Source organism: Aurantimonas sp. C2-5-R2 (assembly GCF_036549495.1).
Taxonomy (GTDB): Bacteria; Pseudomonadota; Alphaproteobacteria; order Rhizobiales; family Rhizobiaceae; genus Aurantimonas; species Aurantimonas coralicida_A.
Map to the genome: position 1 here is coordinate 68,750 of NZ_JAZHLJ010000005.1, position 26,094 is coordinate 94,843.

General features: G+C 65.0%; 22 protein-coding genes and 2 pseudogenes. 17 read left to right on the top strand and 7 right to left on the bottom strand.

All coding sequences use genetic code 11. From position 1 onward, the window contains the following. Positions 1-246 precede the first annotated feature (246 nt). Both VQ044_RS04010 and VQ044_RS04015 read right to left on the bottom strand, forming a co-directional pair. Positions 247-2,841, bottom strand: coding sequence for an ABC transporter permease (locus VQ044_RS04010; RefSeq protein WP_442872856.1), 2,595 nt, complete (start codon positions 2,839-2,841; stop codon positions 247-249). Next, positions 2,838-3,575 (bottom strand): ABC transporter ATP-binding protein, encoded by a 738-nt coding sequence (locus VQ044_RS04015; RefSeq protein ID WP_327622749.1) that lies wholly within the window; start codon positions 3,573-3,575, stop codon positions 2,838-2,840. Before VQ044_RS04015 ends, VQ044_RS04010 begins: the two co-directional genes overlap by 4 nt. Positions 3,576-3,636: 61 nt before the next feature. Here VQ044_RS04015 and VQ044_RS04020 point away from each other — a divergent pair, with 61 nt between their 5' ends. After that, positions 3,637-4,353: an arylesterase gene (locus tag VQ044_RS04020; RefSeq protein WP_442872857.1), complete on the top strand. Its 717-nt coding sequence runs from the start codon at positions 3,637-3,639 to the stop codon at positions 4,351-4,353. On the opposite strand, the gene VQ044_RS04025 is transcribed toward VQ044_RS04020, so the two are convergent. Then, entirely contained in the window at positions 4,295-4,987 is a 693-nt protein-coding gene (locus tag VQ044_RS04025; RefSeq protein ID WP_327645392.1) for a GNAT family N-acetyltransferase, read from the bottom strand. The genes VQ044_RS04020 and VQ044_RS04025 overlap by 59 nt on opposite strands. A 173-nt stretch (positions 4,988-5,160) precedes the next feature. Between VQ044_RS04025 and thpR the strand changes: the two genes are divergently transcribed. The 7 genes and pseudogenes from thpR (at position 5,161) to VQ044_RS04060 (ending at position 9,980) form a co-directional block, all read left to right on the top strand. Next, positions 5,161-5,805: an RNA 2',3'-cyclic phosphodiesterase gene (thpR, locus tag VQ044_RS04030; RefSeq protein ID WP_327645395.1), complete on the top strand. Its 645-nt coding sequence runs from the start codon at positions 5,161-5,163 to the stop codon at positions 5,803-5,805. A 48-nt stretch (positions 5,806-5,853) separates the two neighbouring features. After that, entirely contained in the window at positions 5,854-6,234 is a 381-nt protein-coding gene (locus tag VQ044_RS04035) for a YkvA family protein (RefSeq protein WP_327645397.1), read from the top strand. A gap of 344 nt (positions 6,235-6,578) precedes the next feature. Continuing rightward, positions 6,579-7,085, top strand: coding sequence for an invasion associated locus B family protein (locus VQ044_RS04040; protein ID WP_327622754.1), 507 nt, complete (start codon positions 6,579-6,581; stop codon positions 7,083-7,085). Positions 7,086-7,275: 190 nt separating this feature from the next. Beyond that, a complete protein-coding gene (gene rlmN / locus VQ044_RS04045; protein ID WP_327645399.1) occupies positions 7,276-8,517 on the top strand; it encodes a 23S rRNA (adenine(2503)-C(2))-methyltransferase RlmN in 1,242 nt (413 codons plus the stop codon). Positions 8,518-8,567: 50 nt separating this feature from the next. Further along, on the top strand, positions 8,568-9,029 hold the full coding sequence (locus tag VQ044_RS04050) for a hypothetical protein (protein ID WP_327645401.1): 462 nt from the start codon (positions 8,568-8,570) through the stop codon (positions 9,027-9,029). A 6-nt stretch (positions 9,030-9,035) separates the two neighbouring features. Then, entirely contained in the window at positions 9,036-9,257 is a 222-nt protein-coding gene (locus VQ044_RS04055) for a BrnA antitoxin family protein (protein ID WP_327622758.1), read from the top strand. Between the two features lie 61 nt (positions 9,258-9,318). After that, positions 9,319-9,980, top strand: a pseudogene (locus VQ044_RS04060) (glutathione S-transferase family protein). A 39-nt stretch (positions 9,981-10,019) separates the two neighbouring features. Here VQ044_RS04060 and VQ044_RS04065 read toward each other — a convergent pair. Together VQ044_RS04065 and VQ044_RS04070 are read right to left on the bottom strand one after the other, a co-directional pair. Next, a pseudogene (locus VQ044_RS04065) lies at positions 10,020-10,372 on the bottom strand (EamA family transporter); the annotation flags it as partial. Between the two features lies 1 nt (position 10,373). Further along, complete coding sequence (locus VQ044_RS04070; protein WP_327645403.1) at positions 10,374-11,018, bottom strand: LysE family translocator; 645 nt, start codon at positions 11,016-11,018, stop codon at positions 10,374-10,376. A 169-nt stretch (positions 11,019-11,187) separates the two neighbouring features. Between VQ044_RS04070 and VQ044_RS04075 the strand changes: the two genes are divergently transcribed. The 6 genes from VQ044_RS04075 to VQ044_RS04100 all read left to right on the top strand — a co-directional run bounded on the left by VQ044_RS04075 (position 11,188) and on the right by VQ044_RS04100 (position 17,984). Further along, the gene (locus tag VQ044_RS04075; RefSeq protein ID WP_327645404.1) at positions 11,188-12,258 is read left to right on the top strand and encodes a DUF2235 domain-containing protein; all 1,071 of its coding nucleotides are present in this window, start codon (positions 11,188-11,190) and stop codon (positions 12,256-12,258) included. Between the two features lie 176 nt (positions 12,259-12,434). Continuing rightward, positions 12,435-13,655 (top strand): argininosuccinate synthase, encoded by a 1,221-nt coding sequence (locus VQ044_RS04080; RefSeq protein WP_327645405.1) that lies wholly within the window; start codon positions 12,435-12,437, stop codon positions 13,653-13,655. Between the two features lie 83 nt (positions 13,656-13,738). Further along, on the top strand, positions 13,739-14,749 hold the full coding sequence (locus VQ044_RS04085) for an LLM class flavin-dependent oxidoreductase (protein WP_327645407.1): 1,011 nt from the start codon (positions 13,739-13,741) through the stop codon (positions 14,747-14,749). Positions 14,750-14,960: 211 nt separating this feature from the next. Continuing rightward, positions 14,961-16,136, top strand: coding sequence for a hypothetical protein (locus VQ044_RS04090; protein ID WP_327645408.1), 1,176 nt, complete (start codon positions 14,961-14,963; stop codon positions 16,134-16,136). Beyond that, the gene (locus VQ044_RS04095) at positions 16,133-16,720 is read left to right on the top strand and encodes a protein-S-isoprenylcysteine O-methyltransferase (protein WP_327645410.1); all 588 of its coding nucleotides are present in this window, start codon (positions 16,133-16,135) and stop codon (positions 16,718-16,720) included. The genes VQ044_RS04090 and VQ044_RS04095 overlap by 4 nt, the downstream gene beginning before the upstream one ends. 139 nt (positions 16,721-16,859) lie before the next feature. Next, complete coding sequence (locus VQ044_RS04100) at positions 16,860-17,984, top strand: site-2 protease family protein (protein WP_327645412.1); 1,125 nt, start codon at positions 16,860-16,862, stop codon at positions 17,982-17,984. A gap of 18 nt (positions 17,985-18,002) precedes the next feature. Here VQ044_RS04100 and VQ044_RS04105 read toward each other — a convergent pair whose 3' ends face one another. Further along, on the bottom strand, positions 18,003-19,265 hold the full coding sequence (locus VQ044_RS04105) for a multidrug effflux MFS transporter (protein ID WP_327645414.1): 1,263 nt from the start codon (positions 19,263-19,265) through the stop codon (positions 18,003-18,005). A gap of 122 nt (positions 19,266-19,387) precedes the next feature. Then, complete coding sequence (locus VQ044_RS04110) at positions 19,388-19,879, bottom strand: MarR family winged helix-turn-helix transcriptional regulator (RefSeq protein WP_327622767.1); 492 nt, start codon at positions 19,877-19,879, stop codon at positions 19,388-19,390. Positions 19,880-20,059: 180 nt separating this feature from the next. On the opposite strand from VQ044_RS04110, the gene VQ044_RS04115 reads away from it, so the two are divergent. The 3 genes from VQ044_RS04115 (at position 20,060) to typA (ending at position 26,026) form a co-directional block, all read left to right on the top strand. Further along, entirely contained in the window at positions 20,060-22,117 is a 2,058-nt protein-coding gene (locus VQ044_RS04115) for a M3 family metallopeptidase (protein ID WP_327645416.1), read from the top strand. Positions 22,118-22,240: 123 nt separating this feature from the next. Continuing rightward, positions 22,241-24,028: a tetratricopeptide repeat protein gene (locus tag VQ044_RS04120; protein ID WP_327645418.1), complete on the top strand. Its 1,788-nt coding sequence runs from the start codon at positions 22,241-22,243 to the stop codon at positions 24,026-24,028. 171 nt (positions 24,029-24,199) lie between these two features. Further along, on the top strand, positions 24,200-26,026 hold the full coding sequence (typA, locus tag VQ044_RS04125) for a translational GTPase TypA (protein WP_327645420.1): 1,827 nt from the start codon (positions 24,200-24,202) through the stop codon (positions 26,024-26,026). The last annotated feature ends 68 nt before the right edge of the window (positions 26,027-26,094 follow it).

Genomic DNA, 26,094 nt, shown 5'->3' on the forward strand with positions numbered 1-26,094 from the left:
GTCCCGTCCGGTGTCCCCGCGCGACGGTTTCAGTCGGCACGAAGAGGCGCCGCTGGCGGGACGCCCAGCGATCCTATGCATAATATGCGGATCGCGAGGTTCGCGCACAAGCCTCCAGCCGCATGGAACGATAAAATCGCGCCCGATCAGGGTTAATTATCCGTTAGCCTGTTGCCGAATCGAGCCGGAGGCAGGCGGCTGGAGACGCGCCTGCTTCGGTTTTTCCAGCTTCCGCGCGTCCCCTCATCACAGATTACGCAAGACCGGCGCGGCCTTCTGCCCCAGGACGCGCCATGTTCCCGCAAGACCGATGCCGACCGTCAGGACCAGAGAAACGGCCAACGTCGTCAACGCCACGGTCCAATCGAAAACGTAAGGCAGCTGCATGATCTGGACGACCACGAACCAGGCGGCGAGTGCGCCCGCCCCGACCGCGAAGACACCTGTCGCAAGGCCCAGCAGCAGATATTCGGTTGTGAAGGCGCGAATCAGGGTCAGCCGCGTCGCGCCAAGCGTCTTCAGGACGACGGCGTCGTGGATGCGGCTCCGGTTGCCGGCGGCCAGAGCCCCGGACAGGACCAGGATCGAGGCGATCAGCGCCACCGCCGCCGCGACCCGGATGGCCAGCGCGAGTTGGGCAATCAAGCCGTTCACCGCGTCGAGCGCTTCCTTCACCCGCACCGTCGTGACCGCCGGATAGGCGTTGGTGATTCCGTTGATCAGCGCCTTCTCCGCCGCCTCCCCGTCCTGTGGCATCGACAGGGTCGCCAGCCAGGAATGCGGTGCACCGGCAAAGGCGTTGGGCGAGAACACCATGACGAAGTTGATCGAGAGCGATTCCCATTCCACCGCGCGGAAATTCGCGATCCGGGCGGTGATATTGCGGCCGAGGACATTGACGGTCAGCGTATCGCCGACCTTCAGGCCGAGTTCGCCCGCCTCCTCCGCCGAAAATGACACCAGAGGCTCGCCCGCATAGTCCTCCGGCCACCACTCGCCCTCGGTCAGGCTGGAGTTCTCCGGCAGCGTCGGCGAATAGGTCAGCCCGCGATCGCCATGCAGGACCCAACTGCCTTCGTGTCCCTCCGCAAAGGCGGAGACATCCTGTCCCGCAAGGGCTGTGATCCGCCCCCGCAGCATGGGAGCGGCATTGAGGGACGAGCCCGGCGCCAGCGTCTCGACAGTCTGGCGAAAGCCATCGATCTGGTCGTTTTGAATGTCGACGAAAAAGAAATCAGGCGCTCGCGAAGCCATTCCCGTGCCGATCTCCTGGCGCAGATCGTAGTCGATGGTCGCCAACGTTACCAACAGCGTCAGGCCGAGGCCGAGCGACAGCACCACCGACGCCGTCAGCGCGCCCGGCCGGTGAATGTTGCCGATCGCCAGTCGCAGCGGCGTCGAGCGGACCCGCGGCGCCCGCGCGGCGAACCACTGGACCGCCATCGCGACGCCGCGCAGGATCACGAAGGCAGCCGCCGTGCCCACGAGGAAGATCAGCGCCACCCGGCGGTCGCCGGCCATCACCAGCGCCAGCGCGGAAATGAAGAGGGCGAGACCGAGCGCCGTGCCGAGATAAGCCCAGCGCATCCGGTAGCCGCCCGTCGCCCCGGCTTCGCGGAACAGGGCCGTCGCGGCAACGTCGCGGGTGCGCCCGAGCGGCAGCAGCGCGAAGGCCAGCGCCGTGAGCACGCCGAAGACGGCAGCTAGCGCGAGGGCGCCCGGATAGACGGACGCCTCGGCCGCGATCGGGACGACGCTTTCGAGGAAGCGAGCGGTCGCGAAGGGCGCGAGCGCTCCAAGGACGAGGCCAAGGATAATGCCCACACCTGCCAAGAGCATGATCTGGATCAGATAAACCGTGACGACGAAGCCGCCCCCGGCCCCAAGGCTCTTGAAGGTTGCGATCACCCCTCGCTTGGAATCGAGATAGGCGTTGACGGCATTGGCGACGCCGACGCCGCCAACGATGAGAGCGGTGAGCCCGACTAGCGTGAGGAACTGTGAGAAACGCTCGATATTGCGCTGGAGCGAGGGGGCGGCATCTGCCGAGGTGCGAATGTTGAAGCCGGATTCGGGAAAGTGCTCTTTTGCCTGCGCCGCGATTGCCGCGGCGTCGTCGCCATTCGGCAAACGGATCTTGTAGTCGTATTCGACGAGGCTTCCCGGCTGGATCAGCCCGCTCGCCGCGAGCCCGTCCAGCGACAGCATCAGCCGCGGAGCGAAATTGAAGCGGCCGGACAAGACGTCGGGTTCGCGCTCGAGCACGCCGCGCAGTTCGATCTCGGCATTGCCGAGCTTGATGGTCTCGCCGGGCTCGATGCCCAATCGATCGTATAATTCCGATGCGGCGACGGCGCCGAACCGGCCGTCACGTTCTCCCAGAAGATCGCCCAACGGCACGTCTGGTTGCGTCTCGACGGCCCCATAAAGCGGATAAGCGCCGTCCACCGCCTTCACCTCGGCCAGCGACTGATCACTGCCGTCCAGCAGCCGAACCATGGAACGCAGGGACGCCGCCTCGGCGACGGTTCCAAGGTCCGCCAGGTAAGTGGTTTCCTCGTCCGTCGCCTGGCGCTGCACAAGGGCGAAGCGCAGGTCGCCGCCGAGGATCGACCGCCCCTGTTCGGCGATGCCGGTGGTCATCATCATCGCGACGGAATTCACCGCGGCGATCGCCGCCACGCCGAGGGTGATGCAGGCGAGGAAGATGTAGAAGCCGGACAGTCCGCCACGCATCTCACGCAGCGCGAAACGCACGGCGAGCTTCAGATTGCCGCGCCCGTTCGTCGGCTTCGGCCGGGCGGTGGCGGCAATTCCAGCTGTGGAATCGAGCGCGCTCATCCAGCGGCACCGGCAAGCGCGGGATCGAAGTTCGCTCCTGCGGCCTCGACCATCGCCATACGGTCGTCATGAATGACGCCCGAGCGGACGGCGACCTCCCGACCGCAGCGATGCGCCAGCGCCGGATCGTGAGTCACGAGGACGAGCGTCATGGCCCGCCGCTCGCATTCGGCGAACAGCAAATCGGCGACCTGCCGTCCGGTCTCCTGGTCGAGATTGCCGGTCGGCTCGTCGGCGATCAAAATCGCCGGTTGTGGAGCCAGAGCCCGCGCCAACGCGACGCGCTGCTGTTCGCCACCCGACAATTCCCCAGGATAATGGGTAACGCGGTCGGCGAGGCCCACATTCGACAGTTCCCGCTCGGCGCGCTCGAAGGCATCGTCATGGCCGGCGAGTTCCAGCGGCACGGCGACGTTTTCCAGCGCCGTCATGTTCGGAATCAGGTGAAACGACTGGAAGACGATGCCGATATTGCGACCGCGGAACGCCGCGAGCCGGTCCTCACTGAGACCGCCAAGCGGCTGACCGGCGATTTCGACGACGCCCTCGTCGGCTCGCTCCAGCCCGGCAACCACCATCAAAAGCGTCGACTTGCCGGAGCCGGACGGACCGACGATGCCGACGGATTCGCCTCGATCGACGGCAAGGCCGACGCCCTTCAAAACATGGACAGCGCTACGGCCACTCCCCAGCGTGAGATGAACGTTTCGTAACCGGATCGCTGGTTCTGCCAAGGCCGCCGGCTCCTATATGTGACATCGGGCGCCCCACACGGGGCCTGCGCTATATGGGTGTATGATGCAACGCTTCCAACCGATCCTCTTGGCACTGACGCTATTGTCATGGCTGATGGTGCCGTCAGCTTCGAGTGCTCAGCAGGTCGCGCGGGGGGCCGCCGATGGCGAGCCGCTTCACGTCGTCGTTTTTGGCGACAGCCTCGTCGCCGGCTACGGTGTCGGGCCCGGGGAAGCATTTCCCGAGCAATTGCAAGTCGCCTTGCGGGACCGGGGATACGGCGTAGAAGTGACTAACGCAGGCGCCTCAGGCGACACATCGAGCGGCGGGCTCGCCCGGCTCGACTGGTCGGTGCCGACAGAAGCCGACCTCGTCATCGTTGAACTCGGCGCCAACGACGCGCTACGCGGGATTTCTCCCGAGATCACGGAAAAGAACCTCGACCAGATCCTGCAAACGCTGACCGAACGCGGCCAGGCCGTCATCCTCGCCGGCATGATCGCGCCACCCAATATGGGCCCCGACTATTCGGCGGCTTTCAATCCGATCTATGCCGGCCTCGCCGAGAAATACGACGTCGCCCTCTATCCGTTCTTTCTCGACGGCGTGGCGACCCAGCCGAAGCTCAATCAGGACGACGCCATGCACCCGAACAAGGAAGGCGTCGCCGTCATTGTCGAAAAGATGCTGCCGCTGGTCACCGAAACGCTTGATTCCGTCAATGCGGGGCGTGTTGCGGGACGAAACTCGCCGCCAGACGCCGCAGGGGCTCGGTGAAGAATCGCAGACGCCGACCGCGCTCCTCGATCATGGCGAAGACATAGGCTTCGCTCTCATCCGCCCATTCCCGTGCGAGGCTCTTCGCATCCGCATAAGGCCGCAGGATTTCGGCGGTCACGTCGCCGGCAATGAAACTGAGATCGGCGCCGTGTTTGGCGGCGATCGCCTGCATCCGATGATTTTCGCGCAGGCAGGTCAGGAAAATTCGCCGAACGCCGCGATTGCGGGCGGCGGCAACCAGCCGGCCGAAGAGGCGATCCCCGTGACCGTGGCCCTGGAATTCCGGCTCGATCGAGAACGCACCTTCGGCTTCATCGTGAGATCCGGTGAGAAACCGCAATTCCGCGACGCCGCGTAGTTCGCCGTCGGCGAACAGACCCTTCACCAGAGAGTCAGGACCGAGTGCCAGCCGGGCATAGCTTTCCAGAAACGTATCGTTGACGGCGTTGCCGAAGCGTAGACGCCGGGTTTCGGAGGGAAGGCGTTGCAGGTGCGAAAGAAAGAGATCGGTCTCATGGGCGCGGACCCGGCGTACGTGAACCGGTGACCCTGCGCCGCCCATCAGGTCCGGGCGCGCATCATTTCGCTTGTCCGCAATATTGGCAGCAACGACATCCGTGACGATGGACATGGGTCATAGCCTTTGTTCAGCCTCCCAGCGACGTCCTCCGTGGACCCAACATAATTGTGCATGGTGCCGCGGACAACGGCGAATGGCGGCATGCAAGGCTGCCCTGTCCTTGAAACATGGCTCGCGAGGTGAGAGTCTTTTCGCGACGGCAACGACGCACGGAAGGACATCCGATGCCCCGACTGTTCACCGCCCTCGATATCCCCCAGGATATCGCGCTTTCACTCTCCTTCCTGCGCGGCGGCCTGCCGTCGGCCCGCTGGATCGATCCGCAGAACTATCATCTGACCCTGCGTTTCATCGGCGATATCGAGTCGCGGCTTGCCGACGAAATCGTCGCTTGGCTCGACCGCGTCGACCGACCGGCCTTTTCCATGGCCTTGGGCGGGGTAGCGGCCTTCGGAACACGCAAGCCGCACTCGATCTATGCCGGCGTAGAGGCGTCGCCCGAGCTTTGCGAGCTGCAGGCGGAGATCGAACGCATCTGCAGGCGTCTCGACGTTCCCGCCGACCAGCGCAAATTCGTCCCGCATGTGACGTTGGCACGGTTGCGGCAGCCCAAATCGGCGGAAGTCGCTCATTTTCTCGCCACGCGCGGCGACTTCCGCACGCCGCCGTTCATGGTCGAGCGATTCGGCCTGTTTTCGGCACGGGAGTCAGTCGGCGGCGGCCCTTATGTGCTGGAGGAGGCGTTTTCGCTGCACACCGGAACCCCCACGGCGAAAGGGCTTGTGCGGCCGGTGTCGGGCGGCCACGCACAACGGCTGACCAAGTCCGCACGGCCCGCCGCGACGACCGCCCTGAACCGAACCTCTTGAGGCCGCGGCGATAATGGACCATCTAACCTCCTGACATTGGAGGACGCGATGGCACTCGACACACCGAAGGTCGGCGAAATTTTACTGCCCGGTTCCAGCGAGGAACAGGCGCGACAGGAAGAACGGGTTCGCGCGTCATTTTTCCAGACCGTCCGTCGCGCGTTGCGATCTGTCCCCTTCATGGAAGACGTGGTCGCGGCCTATTATTGCGCGCTCGATCCCCAGACGCCGGCGGCCAGCCGGGGCATCCTCCTAGCCGCGCTGGCCTATTTCGTCCTGCCAATGGATGTGGTGCCCGATTTCATTCTCGGCCTCGGCTTTACCGATGATATCGCGGTGCTTTGGGCTGCGTTCCGGGCGGTACGCCAGAACATCCGGCCGCAGCATTACCAGCGGGCCCGCGAGACGCTTGGCGACATGAACCGGTAGCGATTTCCCCCTTGGCGAGCACCGCTGCTGCGCCGCATGGCTACGCCTTACCATTCCGTAACAACGACTTGGCATGACTTGCCAAATTGTCGCCCAATTCGTTCCATCATTCACGGGGGCCGGACCAGGCTTTGGTGAAGCGGAGGGTCTGCATCCGGTTTTTGCCAGATGAAGCGCCGAGTGGTGGAGACGTTTCCATAATTCTCCTCGGCTTTCGTTCTTCGTTAACCGACGATAAACGGCCTTGGCGCTAGTCTGTCGGGTAGCATCGCTTCCAGCGTCTTGCCGGCCTCGGCCTCGACCGTGGGAAATCAAACGAACACGCACCGAACGAGCGGGGAATTATGAACCTCAAGAACGTCCTGACGGCCTCCGCGGCCATTCTGATCTTCTCGAGCGCCGCGGGCGCGGCCCAGACCCCGACGCGCATGAATCAGTTCAACGCCTGGGGCACCTATTCCTACGCCGGCAACGGCGGCAAGGTCTGCTACATCCTGTCGACGCCGACCAAGATGGAGCCAGCGAATGTCGATCACGGCGACATCTTCTTCCTGATCTCGCAAAAGCCGGGCCAGGGCGTCTCATACGAGCCGCAAGCGGTGATGGGCTACACGCTCAAGGATGGTTCCAAGGTCACGGTCGACGTCGACGGCAAGGATTATTCGATGTTCGTCAAGGGCGAGTCGGCCTGGATGGAGAACGCCGCCGAGGAGCCCCAGCTGGTCGCCAATCTGCGCGCCGGGAAGGCGATGAAGGTCGACGCCGTGTCGCAGCGCGGCACAAAGACCAGTTACACGTTCTCGCTCTCCGGCGTGACCGCCGCGCTGAAGTCGATCAACGACTGCAAATAGGGCATCCGGCGACCGCCTCTGGCCCTCGATATCGCAATGAAGCACGACGCCGGGTCCCGCGCCCGGCGTTTCGCCGTTCTGGTCCCGGATCCGCCTGAAACCTTGCGCAAATGACCAGAAGGGGTCATTTGAGGGGGCAATTCCTGTTCCTGACCGTTGATTTCGCTGGCAGCCGCCGGCCGAGGATATGATGCCCGTTTCGCTCGATCTCGCCTCTCCAGCCAACCGCCCGCGCCCTTTGGCGGCGGTTTCGCCGGTCGATAACGGCGAAAAGCCGTCGCTTGTCGGCCTCGATCGTGAAGCTCTCGCCGAGGCGCTGCGCGCGGTCGGCGTGCCCGAAAAGCAGCTGCGCATGCGCGTTGCCCAGCTCTGGCATTGGCTCTATGTGCGCGGGGTGACCGATTTCGGCCAGATGGCGAATGTTGCCGGAGATCTGCGCAACGCGCTCGCCGACGCCTATTCGATCGCACGACCGGAGGTCGTCGAGGAGCAGGTCTCGGTCGACGGCACTCGCAAATGGCTGTTCCGATTTCCGGCGAAAGGCGCCGGGCGCCCGGTGGAGATCGAGACGGTCTACATCCCGGAAGAAGGTCGCGGCACGCTCTGCGTCTCCTCCCAGGTCGGCTGCACACTCACTTGCACCTTCTGCCATACCGGCACCCAGCGCTTGGTTCGCAACCTGACGCCGGACGAGATCGTCGGGCAGATTCTCCTGGCCCGCGAACGGCTCGGCGATTTTCCGGACGCCGCGACGCCCGCCGGCGCGATCGTACCGTCCGATGGCCGCCTCGTCTCCAATGTCGTGATGATGGGCATGGGCGAGCCGCTGTATAATTTTGACAATGTCCGCCAGGCGCTGGCCGTCGCCACCGACGGCGAAGGCCTGTCGCTGTCGCGGCGGCGCGTGACCCTGTCGACCTCGGGCGTGGTGCCGATGATCGCGAGGGCGGGCGAGGAAATGGGCGTGATGCTGGCCATCTCGCTCCATGCCGTGCGCGACGAATTGCGCGACGAGTTGGTGCCGATCAACAAGAAATATCCGCTGAAGGAACTGCTCGACGCTTGCCGCGCCTATCCGGGGGCGTCCAACGCCCGGCGCATCACCTTCGAATATGTGATGCTGAAGGGCGTCAACGATTCGATGGCGGATGCGAAGGAACTGGTCCGCATCCTCAAGGGCATTCCGGCGAAGATCAATCTGATCCCGTTCAATCCCTGGCCGGGAACGGTCTACGAATGTTCCGACTGGGACCAGATCGAGCGCTTCGCCGACTATGTGAACCAGGCCGGCTACGCTTCGCCGATCCGCACGCCGCGCGGTCGCGACATCTTCGCCGCCTGCGGCCAGCTGAAATCGGAATCCGAGCGGATGAAGAAGAGCGATCGAGTGAAGCTCGAAACGGCACGAATCTCGGAACTCGCGGCCCACTGAGGGCAGAGCACGGCGCCGAGACGCGCCAGCAAAGGAACCCTCTTCGTCGAATGACCGCCGTTCTCCGCTTTCTGTTCGTGATTCCCTTCGGCTTCGTCGCGGCTTGCATGACGGCGGCCTTCGCGATGCTGTGGCCGTTCCTGAACGTTCCCGCCGGCATGGAAGCGAGCGACCCGATCTTCCTGTTCCACACGGTCATCGCCTTCCTCGCCCAATCGGCGCATATCGGCTCGGTGATCCTGCTGCCGTGGGCGTTGTTCATGGTGGCAAGCGAACTCTTCGGGCTTTCGTCAATACTCCTGCATCTTGCCGCCGGCCTTATTGGTGCGGGCGCGATCCTCGTTACCGCCTACGGGGATAATTTGCCGCATGCGAGCGTCCAAACCGCGATCGTCGTCGCGGCGCTATCGTTCACGCTGATCTACTGGATCGTCGCCGGACGCAGCGCGGGGCGATGGCGCCGCGGCTCCGGGCGGACGACGCCGGCCGCAGAACCGACAATCAAAGGATAAGATTTCATGGCCCGACGCCCGACCAATCCCCGGGACGCCGCCGAGGCGGCCTTCAAATCCGCCACGACGACGCCGGAGCGAATGAAGGAATCCCTCTCCGCCATCCCGACAGGCCGGGAGATGGTGTCCCTGCGCATCGACCGCGACGTGCTGGCGCATTTCCAGGAGGACGGTCCGGGTTGGCAGGAGCGCATCAACGCCGCGTTGCGGAAATCGGCCGGGCTTTAGTTCTCCACAGGGCACGGCCTCCGCGTCTTGCGCCTAGCACGTATTGCAGCAGGTTGGCCCTATGATCACCATCCATCATCTCAACAATTCCCGTTCGCAGCGCGTGCTTTGGCTGCTTGAGGAGCTCGGCGTCGCCTATGAGGTGAAGCGTTACGAGCGCACCAAAAGGATATGCAGGCGCCGAAAGAGCTCAAGCAGATACACCCGCTCGGCAAGTCGCCGGTACTGACCGAGGACGGCCGGACGATCGCGGAGACCGGCGCCATCGTCGAATATATCCTGGCGCGATATGGCAATGGACGGCTGATGCCGGCGGAGGGAACGGACGATTACTGGAACGCCCGCCATTTCCTGCATTACGCCGAAGGCTCGGCGATGCCGCCGCTGTTCCTGATCCTCATTCTGCAGATGATCCCGGAACGGGCACCGTTCTTCATCAGGCCGATCCTGAAGACCTCGTTGGCCAAGGTCGACGCGATGCTGGTGCGGCCACAGATCGCGCTGCATCTCGACCATTGGGAGAAGGCGATCGGCGACAGTGGCTGGTTCGCCGGGCCGGAGCTTTCCATCGCCGACATCATGATGAGCTTTCCGGTCGAGGCGGCCGCCCACCGCTTCGGCTACGACGACCGCCCGAAGCTGCGCGACTTCCTGCTGCGTATCCACGACCGACCAGCCTATCGACGCGGCCTCAAGCGCGGCGGCCCCTACGCCTACGCCTGAGGGCGATCAGCGCCAGGCGACCAGCACCGCCCCACCCATGATGAGGACGACGCTCAGCTTGTCGACGGGCGCGACGGCCGAGGCGGGTCCGAGCTTCAGCGCCCGGAAATAGCACAGCCACGACGCGCCACAGTCGCCAGTCCCGACAAGGCGAGAAAGACGAGGCTGCGACGGGACAACTCGGCGGGTGGCTGCCATTGTCCGGTCAGGCTCACGATCGCCGCCAGTAGCACCACGACGACCACCGTCCGCAGGAAGGTCGCGAGATCGGAGTTGATCCCCTCGACGCCGATCTTCGCCAGAATCGCCGTGGCAGCAGCGAACATGGCGGCCAGCACCGCCCAGAACTGCCAGGATTGCGCGAAGCCGAGCGATGTCGGGTGCGACGCCATGTCAGCGACCCTGCGTCAGGAGAATCCGCACCGCGAAGGCCGAGAACACGCTGGCGAACAGCCAGTCGATCGCCCGCATCACCTTCGGGCGCCGCTTCAGCGCGGCGGCGAAGCGGTCGGCGGCGAGAATCATCGCGACGCTCATCGGCACCGCCAGAGCGATGAAGAACATGCCGAGGAAGAACAGCTTACCGGTGACGTCGGCGTCCCGCGCCGAGACGAACTGCGGCAGGAAGGTCACGAAAAACAAGACGATCTTCGGGTTGAGCAAATTGATGCCGAGCCCGGTCAGCCAGTTCGAGAGGAGGCTGTGCGACCGCCCCGCCGCCTTGCCTTCGAGCTTGAAGGTCGAGCCGCCGCGGATCGCCTGCACCGCCAGATAGACAAGATAGCCGGCGCCCACGATCTTCAGCGCGAAAAACGCCTGCGGCGAGGCGGCGATCAGGGCGGAAATACCGAAGGCGGCCAGACTGGTATGCACGACAATGCCAGAGGCCGCGCCCAGCATGGCGGCAAAGCCCGCCGCCCGGCCCTCGGACAGCGTCCGGCCTAAAAACAGCGTCATGTCCGGCCCCGGCGTGATGGTCAGTACGAAAGCCGCCAGCGTGAAGGCCAGAAGCGTCGGAAGGTCGGGGAGGAAGGTCATGGCGCCTCGTCGAGTGACATCGCTCTTATTCGCAAATATTGAACTCGCAAAAATTCGGAGTTGCCCTCCATATCTCTATTTTGATTGAAATATGCCGTAGAGAAATCCTTTGCATCAGAGCGTTTTTGCAATCTACACTTCTTTCTTCACTAATGGGTAGGTGGTCATCATGAAGACGCTGGTTGTGTGCTGCGACGGCACGTGGAATCACCCCGACCAAGGTGGCGGACCGACGAACGTGGTCAAGATGTCGCGAGCCGTCTCGCCGTTCGGAGAGGGGGGAAGACCGCAGGTGGTCTACTATGACGAAGGTGTCGGCACTGGCCATTTCATGGATCGCTTCCTGGGCGGAACGGTGGGTTTGGGCCTAAACAGGAATGTACAGCAAGCCTATCAATTCCTAGTTCGGAACTACGAACACGGCGACAAGATCGTCATGTTCGGTTTTTCCCGCGGGGCGTTCACGGTCCGCAGCCTAGCCGGATTGATCGGAAAATTCGGCCTCCTCAGAAAAGGCGATCTCGACAAGCTCAACATCCTATACGAACTGTATCGGAAGGGGACGGATGATGAACTGGAAGCGAACAAGATCAAGGTCGAAGCCCACCCCGACATCGATTTTCTGGGTGTGTGGGATACGGTCGGAACGCTGGGTATCCCGGTCGGCGCGTTCCGGTGGATAGGCAAATCCTGGTACGACTTTCACGACGTCGAGCTGAACGCGAAAGTCAAGCACGCTTGCCATGCCATGGCCGTCGACGAGCGGCGGGGACCGTTCCGTCCCACACGGTGGAAGACGTTCACCCCTGAAAAAGGCTCTCTGCTCGCTCCGGACCAGACTGTCTGGCAGGTCTGGTTTTCCGGCGTTCACTCGAATGTCGGCGGAGGCTACCCCGATCGCGTCCTATCTGATCTGGCCTTCCTGTGGATGGCCGGCCAGGCGCGGCCATTCCTTTCATTCGACGAAGACTATCTACAACGGAAAGTGGAGAGGCTGCGCGATGGCGCCTGGGGATTCATGGAGGACTCGCGCAAAAAGCACTGGAAACTGTTCCCGCAGCACACACGCGTGCTCGGGGAGGACCCCACCGAGCGGGTCCACCGCTCCGTTGACCTAAGGCGTGGCAACAAGCGCGAATCAGACTTCCTTCCCCGACCTTACCGGCCGGAAAATGTCGAGACATACCTGATTTCACTCCAACGCGCGGGGAAGGCTGTCGACGATTTTTTCGTGGATTGACGCTTCGGGCAGAGGGTAGAGCATCCGCCACGATGCCGAGCTTGCCCCCCCCCCACAACTCACGGCGGCTGCCTGCCCTCCGCCGGCACTGGCTTCTGGGGTGGCATCCTTCCAATGCCGCGACGCTTGCTATACAGGCGGCTTCCAGACCGCCAATCGAAAGCCCCGATACGATCATGCCTCTCAACCGCGACGTCAAGAAAGTCGTCCTCGCCTATTCCGGCGGCCTCGACACCTCGATCATCCTGAAATGGCTACAGACCGAATACGGCGCGGAGGTCGTCACCTTCACCGCCGATCTCGGCCAGGGCGAGGAACTCGAGCCGGCCCGCCGCAAGGCGGAAATGCTCGGCATCAAGGAAATCTACATCGAGGATGTGCGCGAGGAGTTCTGCCGCGACTTCGTCTTTCCGATGTTCCGCGCCAACGCCGTCTATGAGGGCACCTATCTGCTCGGCACCTCGATCGCACGGCCGCTGATCTCCAAGCGCCTCGTCGAGATCGCGCGCGAGACCGGTGCCGACGCCATCGCCCACGGCGCCACCGGCAAGGGCAACGACCAGGTGCGGTTCGAGTTGGCCGCCTACGCCCTCGACCCGGACATCAAGGTCATCGCCCCCTGGCGCGAATGGGAGTTCAAGTCGCGTACCGATCTGATCGACTTCGCCGAAAAGAACCAGATCGTCGTGTCCAAGGACAAACGCGGCGAGGCACCCTTCTCGGTCGACGCCAACCTCCTGCACTCCTCCTCCGAGGGCAAGGTGCTGGAGGACCCCGCGGAAGAGCCGCCGCACTACGTCTTCCAGCGCTCGGTCAGCCCGGAGGAAGCGCCGGACAAGGCGACGACGATCGAAATCTGCTTCGCCAAGGGCGATCCCGTCTCGATCGACGGCAAGACGCTGAAGCCACATGAGTTGCTCGCCGCGCTCAACGACCTCGGCCGCGACAACGGCATCGGCCGCCTCGATCTGGTCGAGAACCGCTTCGTCGGCATGAAGAGCCGCGGCATCTACGAGACCCCTGGCGGCACCATCCTTCTCGCCGCCCACCGGGCGATCGAATCGATCACCCTCGATCGCGGCGCGGCGCATCTGAAGGACGAGCTGATGCCGCGCTATGCCGAACTGATCTATAACGGCTTCTGGTTCTCTCCCGAGCGCGAGATGCTGCAGGCGGCGATCGACCGCAGCCAGGAACACGTCGAGGGAACGGTGCGGCTGAAGCTCTACAAGGGCAACGTCATCGTCATCGGCCGGACCTCGCCGCAATCGCTCTATTCCGACGAACTCGTCACCTTCGAGGACGACCACGGCGCCTACGACCAGAAGGACGCGGCCGGCTTCATTCGCCTGAACGCCCTGCGGCTCAGGACGCTGGCCAAACGCGCGGGGCGGTAGGCGCGGCGCGGAGAACGCAGCGTTTCATTGATGTCATAGAGCGCGGCGTCCATATCGGGGTCCACCATAGACAAGGGCCCGCCATGATCCCCTATTCCGTTCTCGACCTGTCGCCGATCCCGGAGGGCTCCACAGCCGCCGAAGCGCTGGCAAACTCCGCCGACCTCGCCCGACACGCCGAATCCCTCGGCTATCTGCGCTTCTGGATGGCCGAGCACCACAACATGACCGGCATCGCCAGCGCCGCGACCGCCGTCGCGCTCGGCCATGTCGCAAGCCAGACGACGACCATCCGGATCGGCGCCGGTGGCGTCATGCTGCCGAACCACGCGCCGCTGGTCATCGCCGAGCAGTTCGGCACGCTGGCGACGCTTTATCCGGGCCGGGTCGATCTCGGCCTCGGCCGCGCGCCGGGGACCGACCAGCCGACCGCGCGGGCGCTGCGCCGCAGCCTCGACAATTCCGATAATTTCCCCCAGGACGTCATGGAGCTGATGGCCTATTTCGAGGAGGCTGAGCCGAACCAGAAAATCCGGGCGGTGCCGGGCACGGGAACCCACGTTCCGGTCTGGATTCTCGGCTCCAGCCTGTATGGGGCCCAGCTCGCCGCGCATCTCGGCCTGCCTTACGCCTTCGCCTCGCATTTCGCGCCGGGCGCGCTGGATCAGGCCGTCGAGGTCTATCGCCAGACCTATCGCCCGTCGGCGCGTTGGCCGAAGCCGCATTTCATGCTGGCGATCAATGTCTTCGCCGCCGCGAGCGACGAGGAAGGCCGCGTGTTGAAATCATCGATGCAACAGGCCTTCGTCAATCTGCGCACCGGTGAGCCCGGACCCCTGCCGCGCCCGGTCGAGGACTTCGCGGAGCGCGTCGCCCCGGCGGCCAAGGCGATGGTCGACGAAGCCCTTTCCGTCGCGGCGACCGGCTCGCCGGAGACCGTCCGTCATGAACTGGCGCGCTTCGTCGAAACCTATGCCCCCGACGAGGTGATCCTCACCGGCCAGATCCACGATCATGCGGCGCGCAAACGCTCCTTCGAGATCGCGGCAGAAGCGATGCGCGAGATCGCCAACACCCGCGACGCCGCCGAGTAGGAACAGGCTCCACAATCCGGCCACTTCGCCCGCGCGTGGCGCATGGCCGCAACGCCTGACGCAAATCCTCCGCCCGATGACCGACATTCCCTTCTCAATTCGGCGTCACTGGGCTAGGCGATACACGCGCCCGTGATCTTGACGTCCCAGCGGTCGCGAACAAGGCAGACCCTCCCGCCCGACGGTATATCGGGAGGATTGTGGAGAAGGCATGATCGAGAAGCGGCTCGTGTTCGTGTTCCCCGGTTTCGAGCCGATGCTGGCCCCGGCTCATATGGAACGGTTTTGGCGGGCGGCCGAACGCTCGGCGGCCGTATGGCAGGCCGATCTGCGGCTGGACGGCGCTCCGGGTGCGCCCACACTGTTTCCGTCGCTGCGGGCAGACCTTTCGGGCTCCGGCTGGCGCACGGAAACCGAACTGGTCTTCTGCGACTGGGGCGATCTCATTCTCGCCTACGCCGCACGCCCGGCAATCGAGCGATTGTCCAGCGGATTGCTGGCGTTGGCCGACTTCCTCGTGACCGGTACGGTCTTCCGCTATTGCCAGGTGAGCTGGCGCTACGCCTTCTTCTTCGCCTTTCCGATTGCCGTCATGACGGCGGCCATCTGGATAGGTTGGGCAGTCCATGCCGCGCTGACAGCCCTGTTGCCGGGACTTGCCGGCTCCGCGACCGGTTTCGTCCTGGGTTTGTTGGCCGCGCTGGCGCTGCTCTTTCTCGCGGAGCGGCGATGGCATCTTCTGACCGCCCTGGACGATTGGGCCTTGGCCCGCGACCTTTGCCGCGAGCGCAACCCCGCCCTGTCGGCGCGGATCGCACGACAGGCCGAGGAAATCGCCGCACGGGCGGCAGCGAGCGACGCGGGCGAGATCGTCGTCGCCGCCCACAGCCTCGGCGCCAGCTTCGCGGTCCTCGCCCTGGACCGGGCGTTGTCGGGCGATCTGAAGACCGACCTGCGCTGGCATATCCTCACCGTCGGCTCCAGCTTGATGAAGACGACGCTGCATCCGGCCGCCAAGACGCAACGCGCGGCCGTGCGACGGCTCGTTGCCGACCACCGCATCGCCTGGACCGATTGCCAGGGCCTGTCGGACCCGATCAATTTCTACAATTCGAACCCGGCCACGTCGCTCGGCATTCGCGAGGGGCGCATCCCGGTCGTCGTGCGCGTCCACTTCAAGCGGCTCGTCTCGCCCGGGACCTACCGGCGCATCAAGCGCGACTTCTTTCGCCTGCATCGGCAGTTCGTGCTCGCGGTCGAGCGCCGCTGCCCCTATTCCTTTCACATGCTGCTGCTTGGGCCCCGCCCCCTCGCCGACTTCGCCGAGACCAGAACCGTCGACGTCCCGCCGCTTGCGCCCGCCGCGTGCGAGGGAGCCGCTCAATGAGCCCCGCTTTGGCCGGTTCGATCGCCTGGGTGCTGATGGTCGTCGGTTGGTACGTCATCCGCTATCCGTTCGAGCGCCGCGCCAAGCGGCGGCGGGTCGAGCGCACGCGCCGCGGCCCGGCCGAGTCCCTGCGCATGGCGATCTCGCTGACCGGGCTCGGCATCCTGCCCGCGATCAATGTCGCCACCGGCTGGCCGGAGGTCGCCCGCGCCGACCCGTCGTGGGGGCGGATCGCGCTCGGCGTCGCCGCAATGGCGCTGGCGCTGGTCCTGTTCCGCAAAACCCACAAGGCGCTGGGCAAGATGTGGTCGGTCTCGCTCGACATCCGCGAAAAGCACGAACTGGTCACCTCCGGCATCTACAGGCGGTTGCGCCATCCGATGTACAGCGCCTTCTGGGCGATGGCGCTGGCACAGGCCCTGCTCGTTCCCAACTGGATCGCCGGGCCCGCCGGCCTTATCGGCTTCGGCATCCTCTTCGCCGCGCGGATCGGCCCGGAGGAGCGGATGATGGAAGAGACCTTCGGCGGCGCCTATCGCGCCTACAAGGCGCGGACGGCGCGGATTATCCCCGGCATCTTCTGACGCGCTCTGCGCCTATATCGAACGCAACAGCCGGTGTTTCGCCGGCTCCAAAGTCCCATATGATGGGCGACGCTGGTCGGCGCATATCCTGTTCGCACGCCGCCGCCTCGCCGGTCGACGCTGAAATGGAGAGCCGCGAATGTCCTGGTCCCTCACCCTGGGCCGGCTGTTCGGATCCGAGATTCGGATCCACATCACCTTCCTGATGCTGCTGGCCTGGATTGGCGTCGCAGCCTACCAGCGGGGCGGTGCCGCCGCCGCCATCGCCAGCCTCGCCTTCATCATCGCGATCTTCGCCTGCGTCGTCGCCCATGAATTCGGCCATGCCCTCGCCGCGCGGCGCTACGGCATCAAGACGCCGGACATCACGCTGTTGCCGATCGGCGGGATCGCGCGGCTCGAGCGGATGCCGGAACGGCCGCGGGAGGAGATCGTCGTCGCGCTTGCCGGCCCCGCCGTCAACGTCGTCATCGCGTCGGTGCTGATCGTCTTTCTCGGCGCCAACTTCGACCCTGAAAGCCTTGCGGCGCTCGGAAGCCCCAATGCGGGTTTTCTGGCGCGGATCGCGACGATCAACGTCTTTCTCGTCCTGTTCAACCTGATCCCGGCCTTCCCGATGGACGGCGGTCGCGTGCTGCGCGCCCTGCTGGCGCTCAAATTCGACCGCCCGACGGCGACGCGATACGCCGCCCGCGCCGGCCAGTTCCTCGCCTTCGGCTTTGGGTTCTGGGGGCTGTCGACCGGCAACGTCTTCCTCGTCTTCATCGCCGTCTTCGTCTATGTGGCGGCCGCCAGCGAGAGCTATCAGGTCGGCGTCGACGACGCGGCGCGCTCAGTCTCGGCGCATGAGGTGATGATCACCAAATTTGAGAGTCTCGGCCCGACGGCGAGTCTCGCCGACGCCGCCGAGGCGCTGATCCGCACCACCCAGCACGAGTTTCCGGTGGTCGACGGCGGCGGAAAGCTGCGCGGTGTGCTGACCCAGAAGGCGCTGATCGCAGCACTGGCCCGATCGGGACGGGAGACGCCGGTCATGGAGGTCATGATCAAGGACGTGCCGCTGGTGCGCGAGCACGCGGCGCTGTCATTCGCCTTGAAGACGATGCGGGAACGCGGCGCCGGTGTCATCGGCGTCATTGATCAGGCTGGACGATTCATCGCCTACATCACCCAGGAAAACATCGCCGAATATCTGATGCTCGCGAAGGCCGGCGGCGTCGACCGGCCGAAGCCGGTCACGCACACCGAAGCCGGCCCGTTCTGAGCCGCGGCGCGCGTCCCTTCACTCCCGCGCGCCGCGGGGCAGCGACGGGGCCGGCACCCTTGGCCGGGGCTCCGGTTCGACGACATGCGGATGGGCGCGATAGACCGCATAGGCGCCGATCGCGATGACCCCGAGGCCAGGCACGACGATTTGTGTCGCCAGCACCGGTTCGCCGATCAGTGCCGCGATGACCCCGCCGACAAGGCCGGCGCCCATTTGAATGAACCCGGTCATCGCCGCGGCGGCGCCCGCCATATGCGGAAACGGCGCCAGCGACGCCGTTGTCATCGCCGGCATGACGAAGGCGATGCCGAAGGCATAAAGGCCGACCGGCCCCATGATCGAGAAATAGGAGACCGGCTGCACCGCGATCGAGACGGCGAGACTGAGGCTCCCGGCGGCGATGAAGCCGAGTCCGACCGGCACGAGCCGATGGGCGCCGGTGCGCGGCATCAAAAAGCGCACGGCGAGCGCACCGGAAAAGAACAGGCCCGACTGAGCGAGCATGCCGATGCCGAATTGGGTCGGCGTCAGGCCGGCACGGTCGATGAGCACAAAGGGCAGCACGGTCGCCAGCGTATAGAGCGCGCCGACCGAGCCGGCGACGGTCAGGCTGGTAGCCATGAAGTGCCGGTTGGTGACGAGTTGGCCGTAGGAACGAGCGATCGCGCGCGGGCGAATACGCGACCGGTCGGGTATTACGGTTTCGCGCATGAAGCCGAGCGTCACCGCGACGACGGCGAGGCCGCAGACCAACATGCCGACGAAGATCGCCCGCCAGCCGGCGAGAGCGAGCAGGAGGCCACCGATCGTCGGCGAGACCGCGGGGCCGATGGCGAGGATGATGCCGATCGTGTTCATGATCCGCGACGAGGTTTCGCCGGTGAACTGATCGCGGACGATGGCGCGCGATGTCGCGACCCCGACGGAGGCGCCGATCCCCTGCAGGAGGCGCGCGGCCAGCAGCGTCTCGACATTGGCCGCGGCGATCGCAAGAGTCGATCCGGCCAGATAGACCGCGATGAAGCCGAGTGTGGTGATCCGGCGGCCGAATGCGTCCGAGACCGGCCCACAGACCAGCTGGGTGAGGACGAAACCGGCGAAATAGACGGCGAGCGTCAGTTTGATCAGCGAGTCGGTCGTGCCGAATTCGGCGACCAAGGTCGGCATCGCCGGCGTATACAGCGCCAGCGAGATAGGCCCGATCGCGACCAGGCAGCCGCCGACGAGGCTGGTCCGCCGCTCGGACATCAGCGGCGAGCGGGCGGAAGAGACGGTCAAGCGGGGCGATCCGTTATTGGAGGCTCAAACGGCGACGCACGGCCGCGCCAAAGCGACCGTTCCGCGTCCCCTCGTGCCCTATCCCAATCCGGCAGCCGGGAAAACCCGCCAGTTTGTGCGGTCTATGCGGCGCCGCGCAGCGGCTGCTCGGCCGGCATCTCGCCCAGAACCTGCGGATCGTTGGTCAGATTGGCCCGCATCATCTGCAGCGCGGAATCGAGGAACTTGCGCTCATCCTCACTGAGGCCGGTCACCGTGCGTTCGTAAACCGCGAGCGCCACCGGTCGAGCCTCCTCGAACACCTGCTCGGCAGCCTTTGTCGGCGCGATCACCTTGGCGCGCCGATCGGTCGGATCGACGGTGCGGGTGATCAGCCCGCGTATTTCCAGTCGGTCGAGATAGGCCGACAGGGTCATCGGCTCGACGCCCATGCGCTCGGCCAGCACCGCTTGGCGGGACCCCTCGTAACGTGCCACATAGGCAAGCGCCCGAATTTCCCCGGGCGTCAGTGCTAAGCCGGCTTCCTCGACAGCCTTTTCGAAGGCTTGTCGATAAAGCCGGGCGATGTCGACCACGACGAAGCCGAGTGCATTTCCTGGTAGTAGTTGTGACATGATAGCAAAGGTCCCGTTTCAGTCGTCTTGTCGATGTGAGCCTACCGGAAACGTTACGTCAGGACCGGCACAACCCCATTTTTGCATTATCTGCCTGCCGAAGCGGTACGTCTATAAGGCTTTCGACCAAAAGGCCGAACTGTTCCGTCGAGCATCGCCTCAATACAACAAGGTTTTCTCATGCCCGATCGCGGAATCACTGCCTCGCAGGATGCAGCCTTCACGTTTAATTTACCGTCTGGGCGTCTCGACTTCGGCACAATCGACCCTTCCGGTTTCCCCGACGCGTTTCGCGCGGCGATGGCGGAGCACCTCGCCGAAATTGCCGCGATAGCCGAAAACCCCGTCGCGCCTAGCTTTATCAACACCTTGGCCGCGATGGAGGGCTCCGGCAGACGTCTCGACGCCGTGGCTCGGACCTTTTTCGCACTCGCGGGAGCTCATACCAACGCGGAGTTGCAGGCGGCCGAGCGCGAGATTTCCCCGGCGCTTTCCCGCCATGCCTCGGCGATCGCGCTGAATGCCGGACTCTTCGCGCGGGTCGATGCCGTCGCCCAAAACAGCGTCGAAATGTCGCGTCTCGCACCGGAAGATGCGCGGCTGTTAAAGCGTGTTCACAGCGGATTTGTTCGTGGCGGCGCGAATCTTCAGGGGGCCGACCGCGAAAGGCTGGCCGAGATCGACGCTGAACTGGCCTCGCTCGGCACGCGCTTTTCCCAGAACATCCTGGCCGACGAGCGCGACTGGCTGCTGCCGCTGGCCCAGCACGACCTCTCCGGCTTGCCGGATTTCCTCGTCTCGTCCATGGACGGGGTCGCGGCGGAGCGTCGTATCGACGGCTACGGGCTGACCCTGTCGCGCTCCCTTGTCGTGCCGTTCCTGACCTATTCCAACCGGCGCGATCTGCGCGAGACCGCGTTCCGCGCCTGGACCAGCCGCGGCGAGAATGACGGGCCATCCGACAACCGGCAGATCATGGCCGACATCCTGCGGCTTCGCGGCGAAAAGGCGAAGCTGCTCGGATATCAAAGCTACGCCGCCTACAAGCTCGACGACCAGATGGCCAAGACGCCGGGTGCCGTCCGCGCTCTGCTCGAAGAGGTCTGGGGCCATGCCAAGGCGCGGGCGGCGGACGACGCCGAAGCGCTCCGCGCCCTCGCGGCGGCGACTGGCGACAACCACGCGCTGGAGCCCTGGGATTGGCGCTATTATGCCGAGAAGCGCCGCCGCGCCGCCTTCGATCTCGATGAGGCGGAACTGAAGCCGTATTTCCAGCTCGACCGCATGATCGACGCCGCCTTCGACGTCGCCGGCCGGCTGTTCGGCCTGACCTTCGAGCCGGCGCCCGACGCCCGGGCCTGGCACCCGGACGTGAAGGCCTGGGCCGTCCGCGACCGGACCGGCCGTGAGCGCGGGCTTTTTCTCGGCGATTATTTCGCGCGCGCCTCCAAGCGCTCCGGGGCCTGGATGAGCGCCTTGCGCGGCCAGCACAAGCTCGATGGCGGCCAGACGCCGATCATCTACAATGTCTGCAATTTCGCCAAGCCGAACCAGGGCGAGCCAGCGCTGCTGTCGCTCGACGACGCCCGCACCCTGTTCCACGAATTCGGCCACGCCCTGCATGGCCTGCTCTCGGACGTGACCTGGCCATCACTGGCCGGAACCGCCGTCGCCCGCGACTTCGTCGAGCTGCCGTCGCAGCTCTACGAACACTGGCTGACCGTTCCCGAAGTGCTGGAGAAACACGCCCGCCACGCCGAAACCGGGGAAACGTTACCCAAGGTGCTGCTCGACAAGCTTACCGCCGCGCGGACCTTCGATGCCGGCTTCGACACGGTCGAATACACCGCCTCGGCCCTGATCGATCTCGGTCTGCACGAGGCCGAAACCGTTCCGGACAAGCCGCTGGAGGCCGAGCGGGCCATGCTGGAGGCCCTCGGCATGCCGCGCGCGATCGTCATGCGCCACCGCTCGCCGCATTTCGCCCACATCTTCTCCGGCGACGGCTATTCGGCGGGCTATTACTCCTACATGTGGTCGGAAGTGCTCGACGCGGATGCCTTCGAGGCGTTCGGCGAGACGGGCGACCCGTTCGATCGCGCCACTGCGGACAAGCTGCTGACGCATATTTACTCGGCCGGCAATTCGCGCGATGCGGCCGAGCTCTACACCGCTTTTCGCGGCCGCATGCCGACCACCGAGGCGCTCCTGAAAAAGCGCGGCTTCGTCGCGGGTTAGGACCTAGCGCGATCGGCGCATCCAGCGCGCGACGGCGGTGAGCTGGCATCGAGCAGCCGACAGACTTGTGGCGGGGCACCGCGCGATCTGGTAAATTGGTCCGTCGCAAAGGGACCGACGACGATGGCCCGACCGATACGCCGCCTCGCCGCAATTTTATCGATGGATGTGGAAGGCTTTTCCGGCCTTGTCGAAGCCGACGAGGCCGCCGCCCTCCGCGCCGTCGTGCATACCTATCGCGAGCGCGTGCTTCCGACGATCGGCGAATTTGGCGGCACGGTGTTCAAGACCACCGGCGACGGCCTGCTGGCGGAATTCGCGAGCGCCGTCAGCGCCGTCAAATGGACCGCCAGCTTCCAGCGTGCGATGGCCGCGGACGAACCCGATGATGCGCCGCTGCGCGTGCGCGCCGGGATCGTCATCGGCGACGTGGTGGTGTCCGACGACGACCGGTTCGGCGGGGGTGTCAACATGGCAGCGCGGGTGCAAGCGCTCTCGCCGGCCGGCGGCATGGCGATCTCGCGGGGGGTCTTCGAGTATCTGACTGGCAAGACCGATCTTTATTTCACCGACATCGGCGAGCGGACCCTGAAGGGGCTATCCGGCCACCATCGGATCTGGGTGTGGGACCCGAAGATCATCGGCGTCAGCCGCCGCAGCCCGGTCGCCGTCCCCGACCCGGCGACACACCCCTCTATCGCGGTCCTGCCCTTCGACAATTTGAGCAGCAATGCCGAGCGCGACAGCTTCATCGAGGGCATGGTCGAGGAAATCACCGCCAGCCTGTCCCGGGTCCGGGAATTCCTCGTCATTGCCCGGCACTCGGCCTACGCCTATCAGGGACGGTCACTCGACGTGCGGGCCATCGCCACCGAGCTCGGTGTCCGCTACCTCCTTGAAGGCAGCGTGCGGTTTGCCGGGGAGCGGATGCGCGTCTCGCTACGCCTCGTCGACGGCGAGACCGCCATGCAGATATGGAGCGACCGGATCGAGGCGGAGATCGCCGACGTGTTCGAGGTGCAGGACAACATCGCTGAACTGGTCACCGGGGCGCTGCATCCGACGATCCGCCAGGCCGAGGTCGAGCGCTCCCGTCGCAAGGCGCCGGAGAGTCTCGTCGCCTACGACCTCGTCATGCGGGCGCTGCCGCATTTGTGGGCGCATCGGCGGGAGGAGAACACACGTGCCATCGCGCTGCTCGGCGAAGCGCTGACGCTGGAGCCCGGCAACGGCCGGGCAGCGGCCATCTGCGCCTGGGCGCACGCCCAGCACATCGTCTACAACTGGTCGGAGGATTTTGCCGTCGAACGCGCCGCCGGACGCGCGCATCTGGAAGCCACGGCGGGACAGATCGACGACGACCCGCTGGCGCTGACCGCCGCCGCCACCGCGATCATGCTGACCGACGGCGCGCTGGACCGGGCCAACGCGCTGATCGACCGGGCGCTCGACATCGACGGCAATCATGCCTGGGCGTGGACCCGCCGGGGTTTCGCGCGCGTTTATGCCGGCCGGGCGGAGGAAGCGTTCGCCTGTTTCGAGCGCTCGATGCGGCTATCGCCCCGCGACCCCTTCAGCTTCAATTCGATCGTGGGAATGGGTCTGTCGCATTTTGCCGCTGGCCGGCCGGCGGAAGCGGCCCGCTGGACACGACGGGCGCTGGCTGAAAAGCCCGGGATGACCTGGCCGCTACGTGACCTGGCGACCTTTCTGGCGTCGGCCGGCGAGATGGAGGACGCACGCCGCGCCCTTCTGGCTTTCCTCGCGATCAGACCGGACGTCACCGCCGCCACCGTGCGGGACGCCCTACACTTCATGGAGCCGGCGCTACTCGACCGCTATGTCGGAGGCCTCCTCGCCGCGGGCCTTCGCGATGAACCGGCCCCGCCGGCGCGGCTGGTCCATGGTTGAGGCCAGGGTCGACCGCCGGCGGAAATCGTGGCGGTCGGTAAAGGCCAAGTCGCCTTTCCGGCATTGGCATCTTTCGCAATTGCACAAAATGCTGTAGGAGGGCGTCCAGATCAGCGCCGGGCGGACATTTGAGGTGTCGGCCGCGGCCTTAACTTGTTTCCGGTGACAATCATGAAGCTCCGCAACATCGCGATTATCGCGCACGTCGACCATGGCAAGACGACTCTCGTCGACAAGCTGCTGGCCCAATCCGGCTCATTCCGCGAGAACCAGCGCCAGGAAGACCGTGCGATGGACTCCAACGATCTGGAGAAGGAGCGCGGCATCACCATCCTGGCCAAGGCGACTTCGGTCGAGTGGAAGGATACCCGCATCAACATCGTCGATACGCCGGGCCACGCCGATTTCGGCGGCGAGGTGGAGCGTATCCTCAACATGGTCGATGGCGCCGTCATCCTGGTCGACGCGTCGGAAGGCCCGATGCCACAGACGAAATTCGTACTCGGCAAGGCGCTCAAGGTCGGATTGAAGCCGATCGTGGCAATCAACAAGATCGACCGCTCCGACGAGCGCCATCAGGAAGTGCTCAACGAGATCTTCGACCTGTTCGTCGCGCTCGACGCCACCGAAGAGCAGCTCGACTTCCCGGTGCTGTACGGCTCGGGCCGTGGCGGCTGGATGGCCGAGGAGCCGGAAGGCCCGCAGGACAAGGGCCTCGAGCCGCTGTTCGATTTGATCCTCAAGCATGTCCCAGAGCCGGACACCGCCAGCAAGGATGAGCCGTTCAAGATGATCGGCACGATCCTGGAGGCGAACCCCTTCCTCGGCCGGCTGATCACCGGTCGCATCCAGTCGGGCTCGATCAAGCCAAACCAAGCGGTCAAGGTGCTGCATGGCGACGGCAAGCTGCTGGAAACCGGCCGCATCTCGAAAATCCTTGCCTTCCGCGGCCTTGAGCGGGTGCCGCTCGAATTTGCCGAGGCGGGCGACATCGTCGCGATCGCCGGCCTGTCCAAGGGCACGGTCGCCGACACCTTCTGCGACCCGGCGGTCACCGAGCCGCTGCACGCGCAACCGATCGATCCGCCGACGGTGACGATGTCCTTCATCGTCAACGATTCCCCGCTCGCCGGCACCGAGGGCGACAAGGTGACGAGCCGCATCATCCGCGACCGTCTCCTGAAGGAGGCCGAAGGCAATGTCGCGCTGAAGATCGACGAGGCGGACGACAAGGATTCCTTCTACGTCTCCGGTCGCGGCGAGCTGCAGCTCGCCGTGCTGATCGAGACGATGCGCCGCGAGGGTTTCGAGCTCGGGATCTCGCGTCCGCGCGTCGTCATGAAAGAGGGCGAGAACGGCGAAACCCTGGAGCCAATCGAGGAAGTCGTCATCGACGTCGACGAGGAGCATTCCGGCATCGTCGTCCAGAAGATGAGCGAGCGCAAAGCCGAGATGATCGAGCTGCGCCCCTCCGGTGGCGACCGCCAGCGTCTGGTGTTCCACGCCCCGACGCGCGGCCTCATCGGCTATCAGTCGGAGCTGTTGACCGACACCCGCGGCACGGCGATCATGAACCGCCTGTTCCATTCCTACGCGCCCTTCAAGGGCACGCTTCCCGGCCGCAACACCGGCGTCCTGATCTCCAACGACACTGGCGAGAGCGTCGCCTTCGCCATGTTCAACCTGGAAGATCGCGGCCCGATGGTCATCGATGCCGGCGTCAAGGTCTATGCCGGCATGATTATCGGCATCCACACCCGTGAGAACGATCTGGAAGTGAACGTTCTCAAGGGCAAGAAGCTGACCAACATGCGCGCTTCCGGCAAGGACGAAGCGATCAAGCTGACGCCGCCGATCCGCATGACGCTGGACCGGGCGCTGTCCTGGATTCAGGACGACGAGCTGGTCGAGGTGACGCCGAAGACGATCCGGCTGCGCAAGATCTATCTCGACTCGAACGAGCGCAAGCGCTTCGACAAGAGCCGCAAGGCGGCCTGATCGCCAGGCGCTTAAGACCAAGCCGTCCTCTCTGCTGACGAAAAAACGGGTGCCTGCTTTCGCGGGCA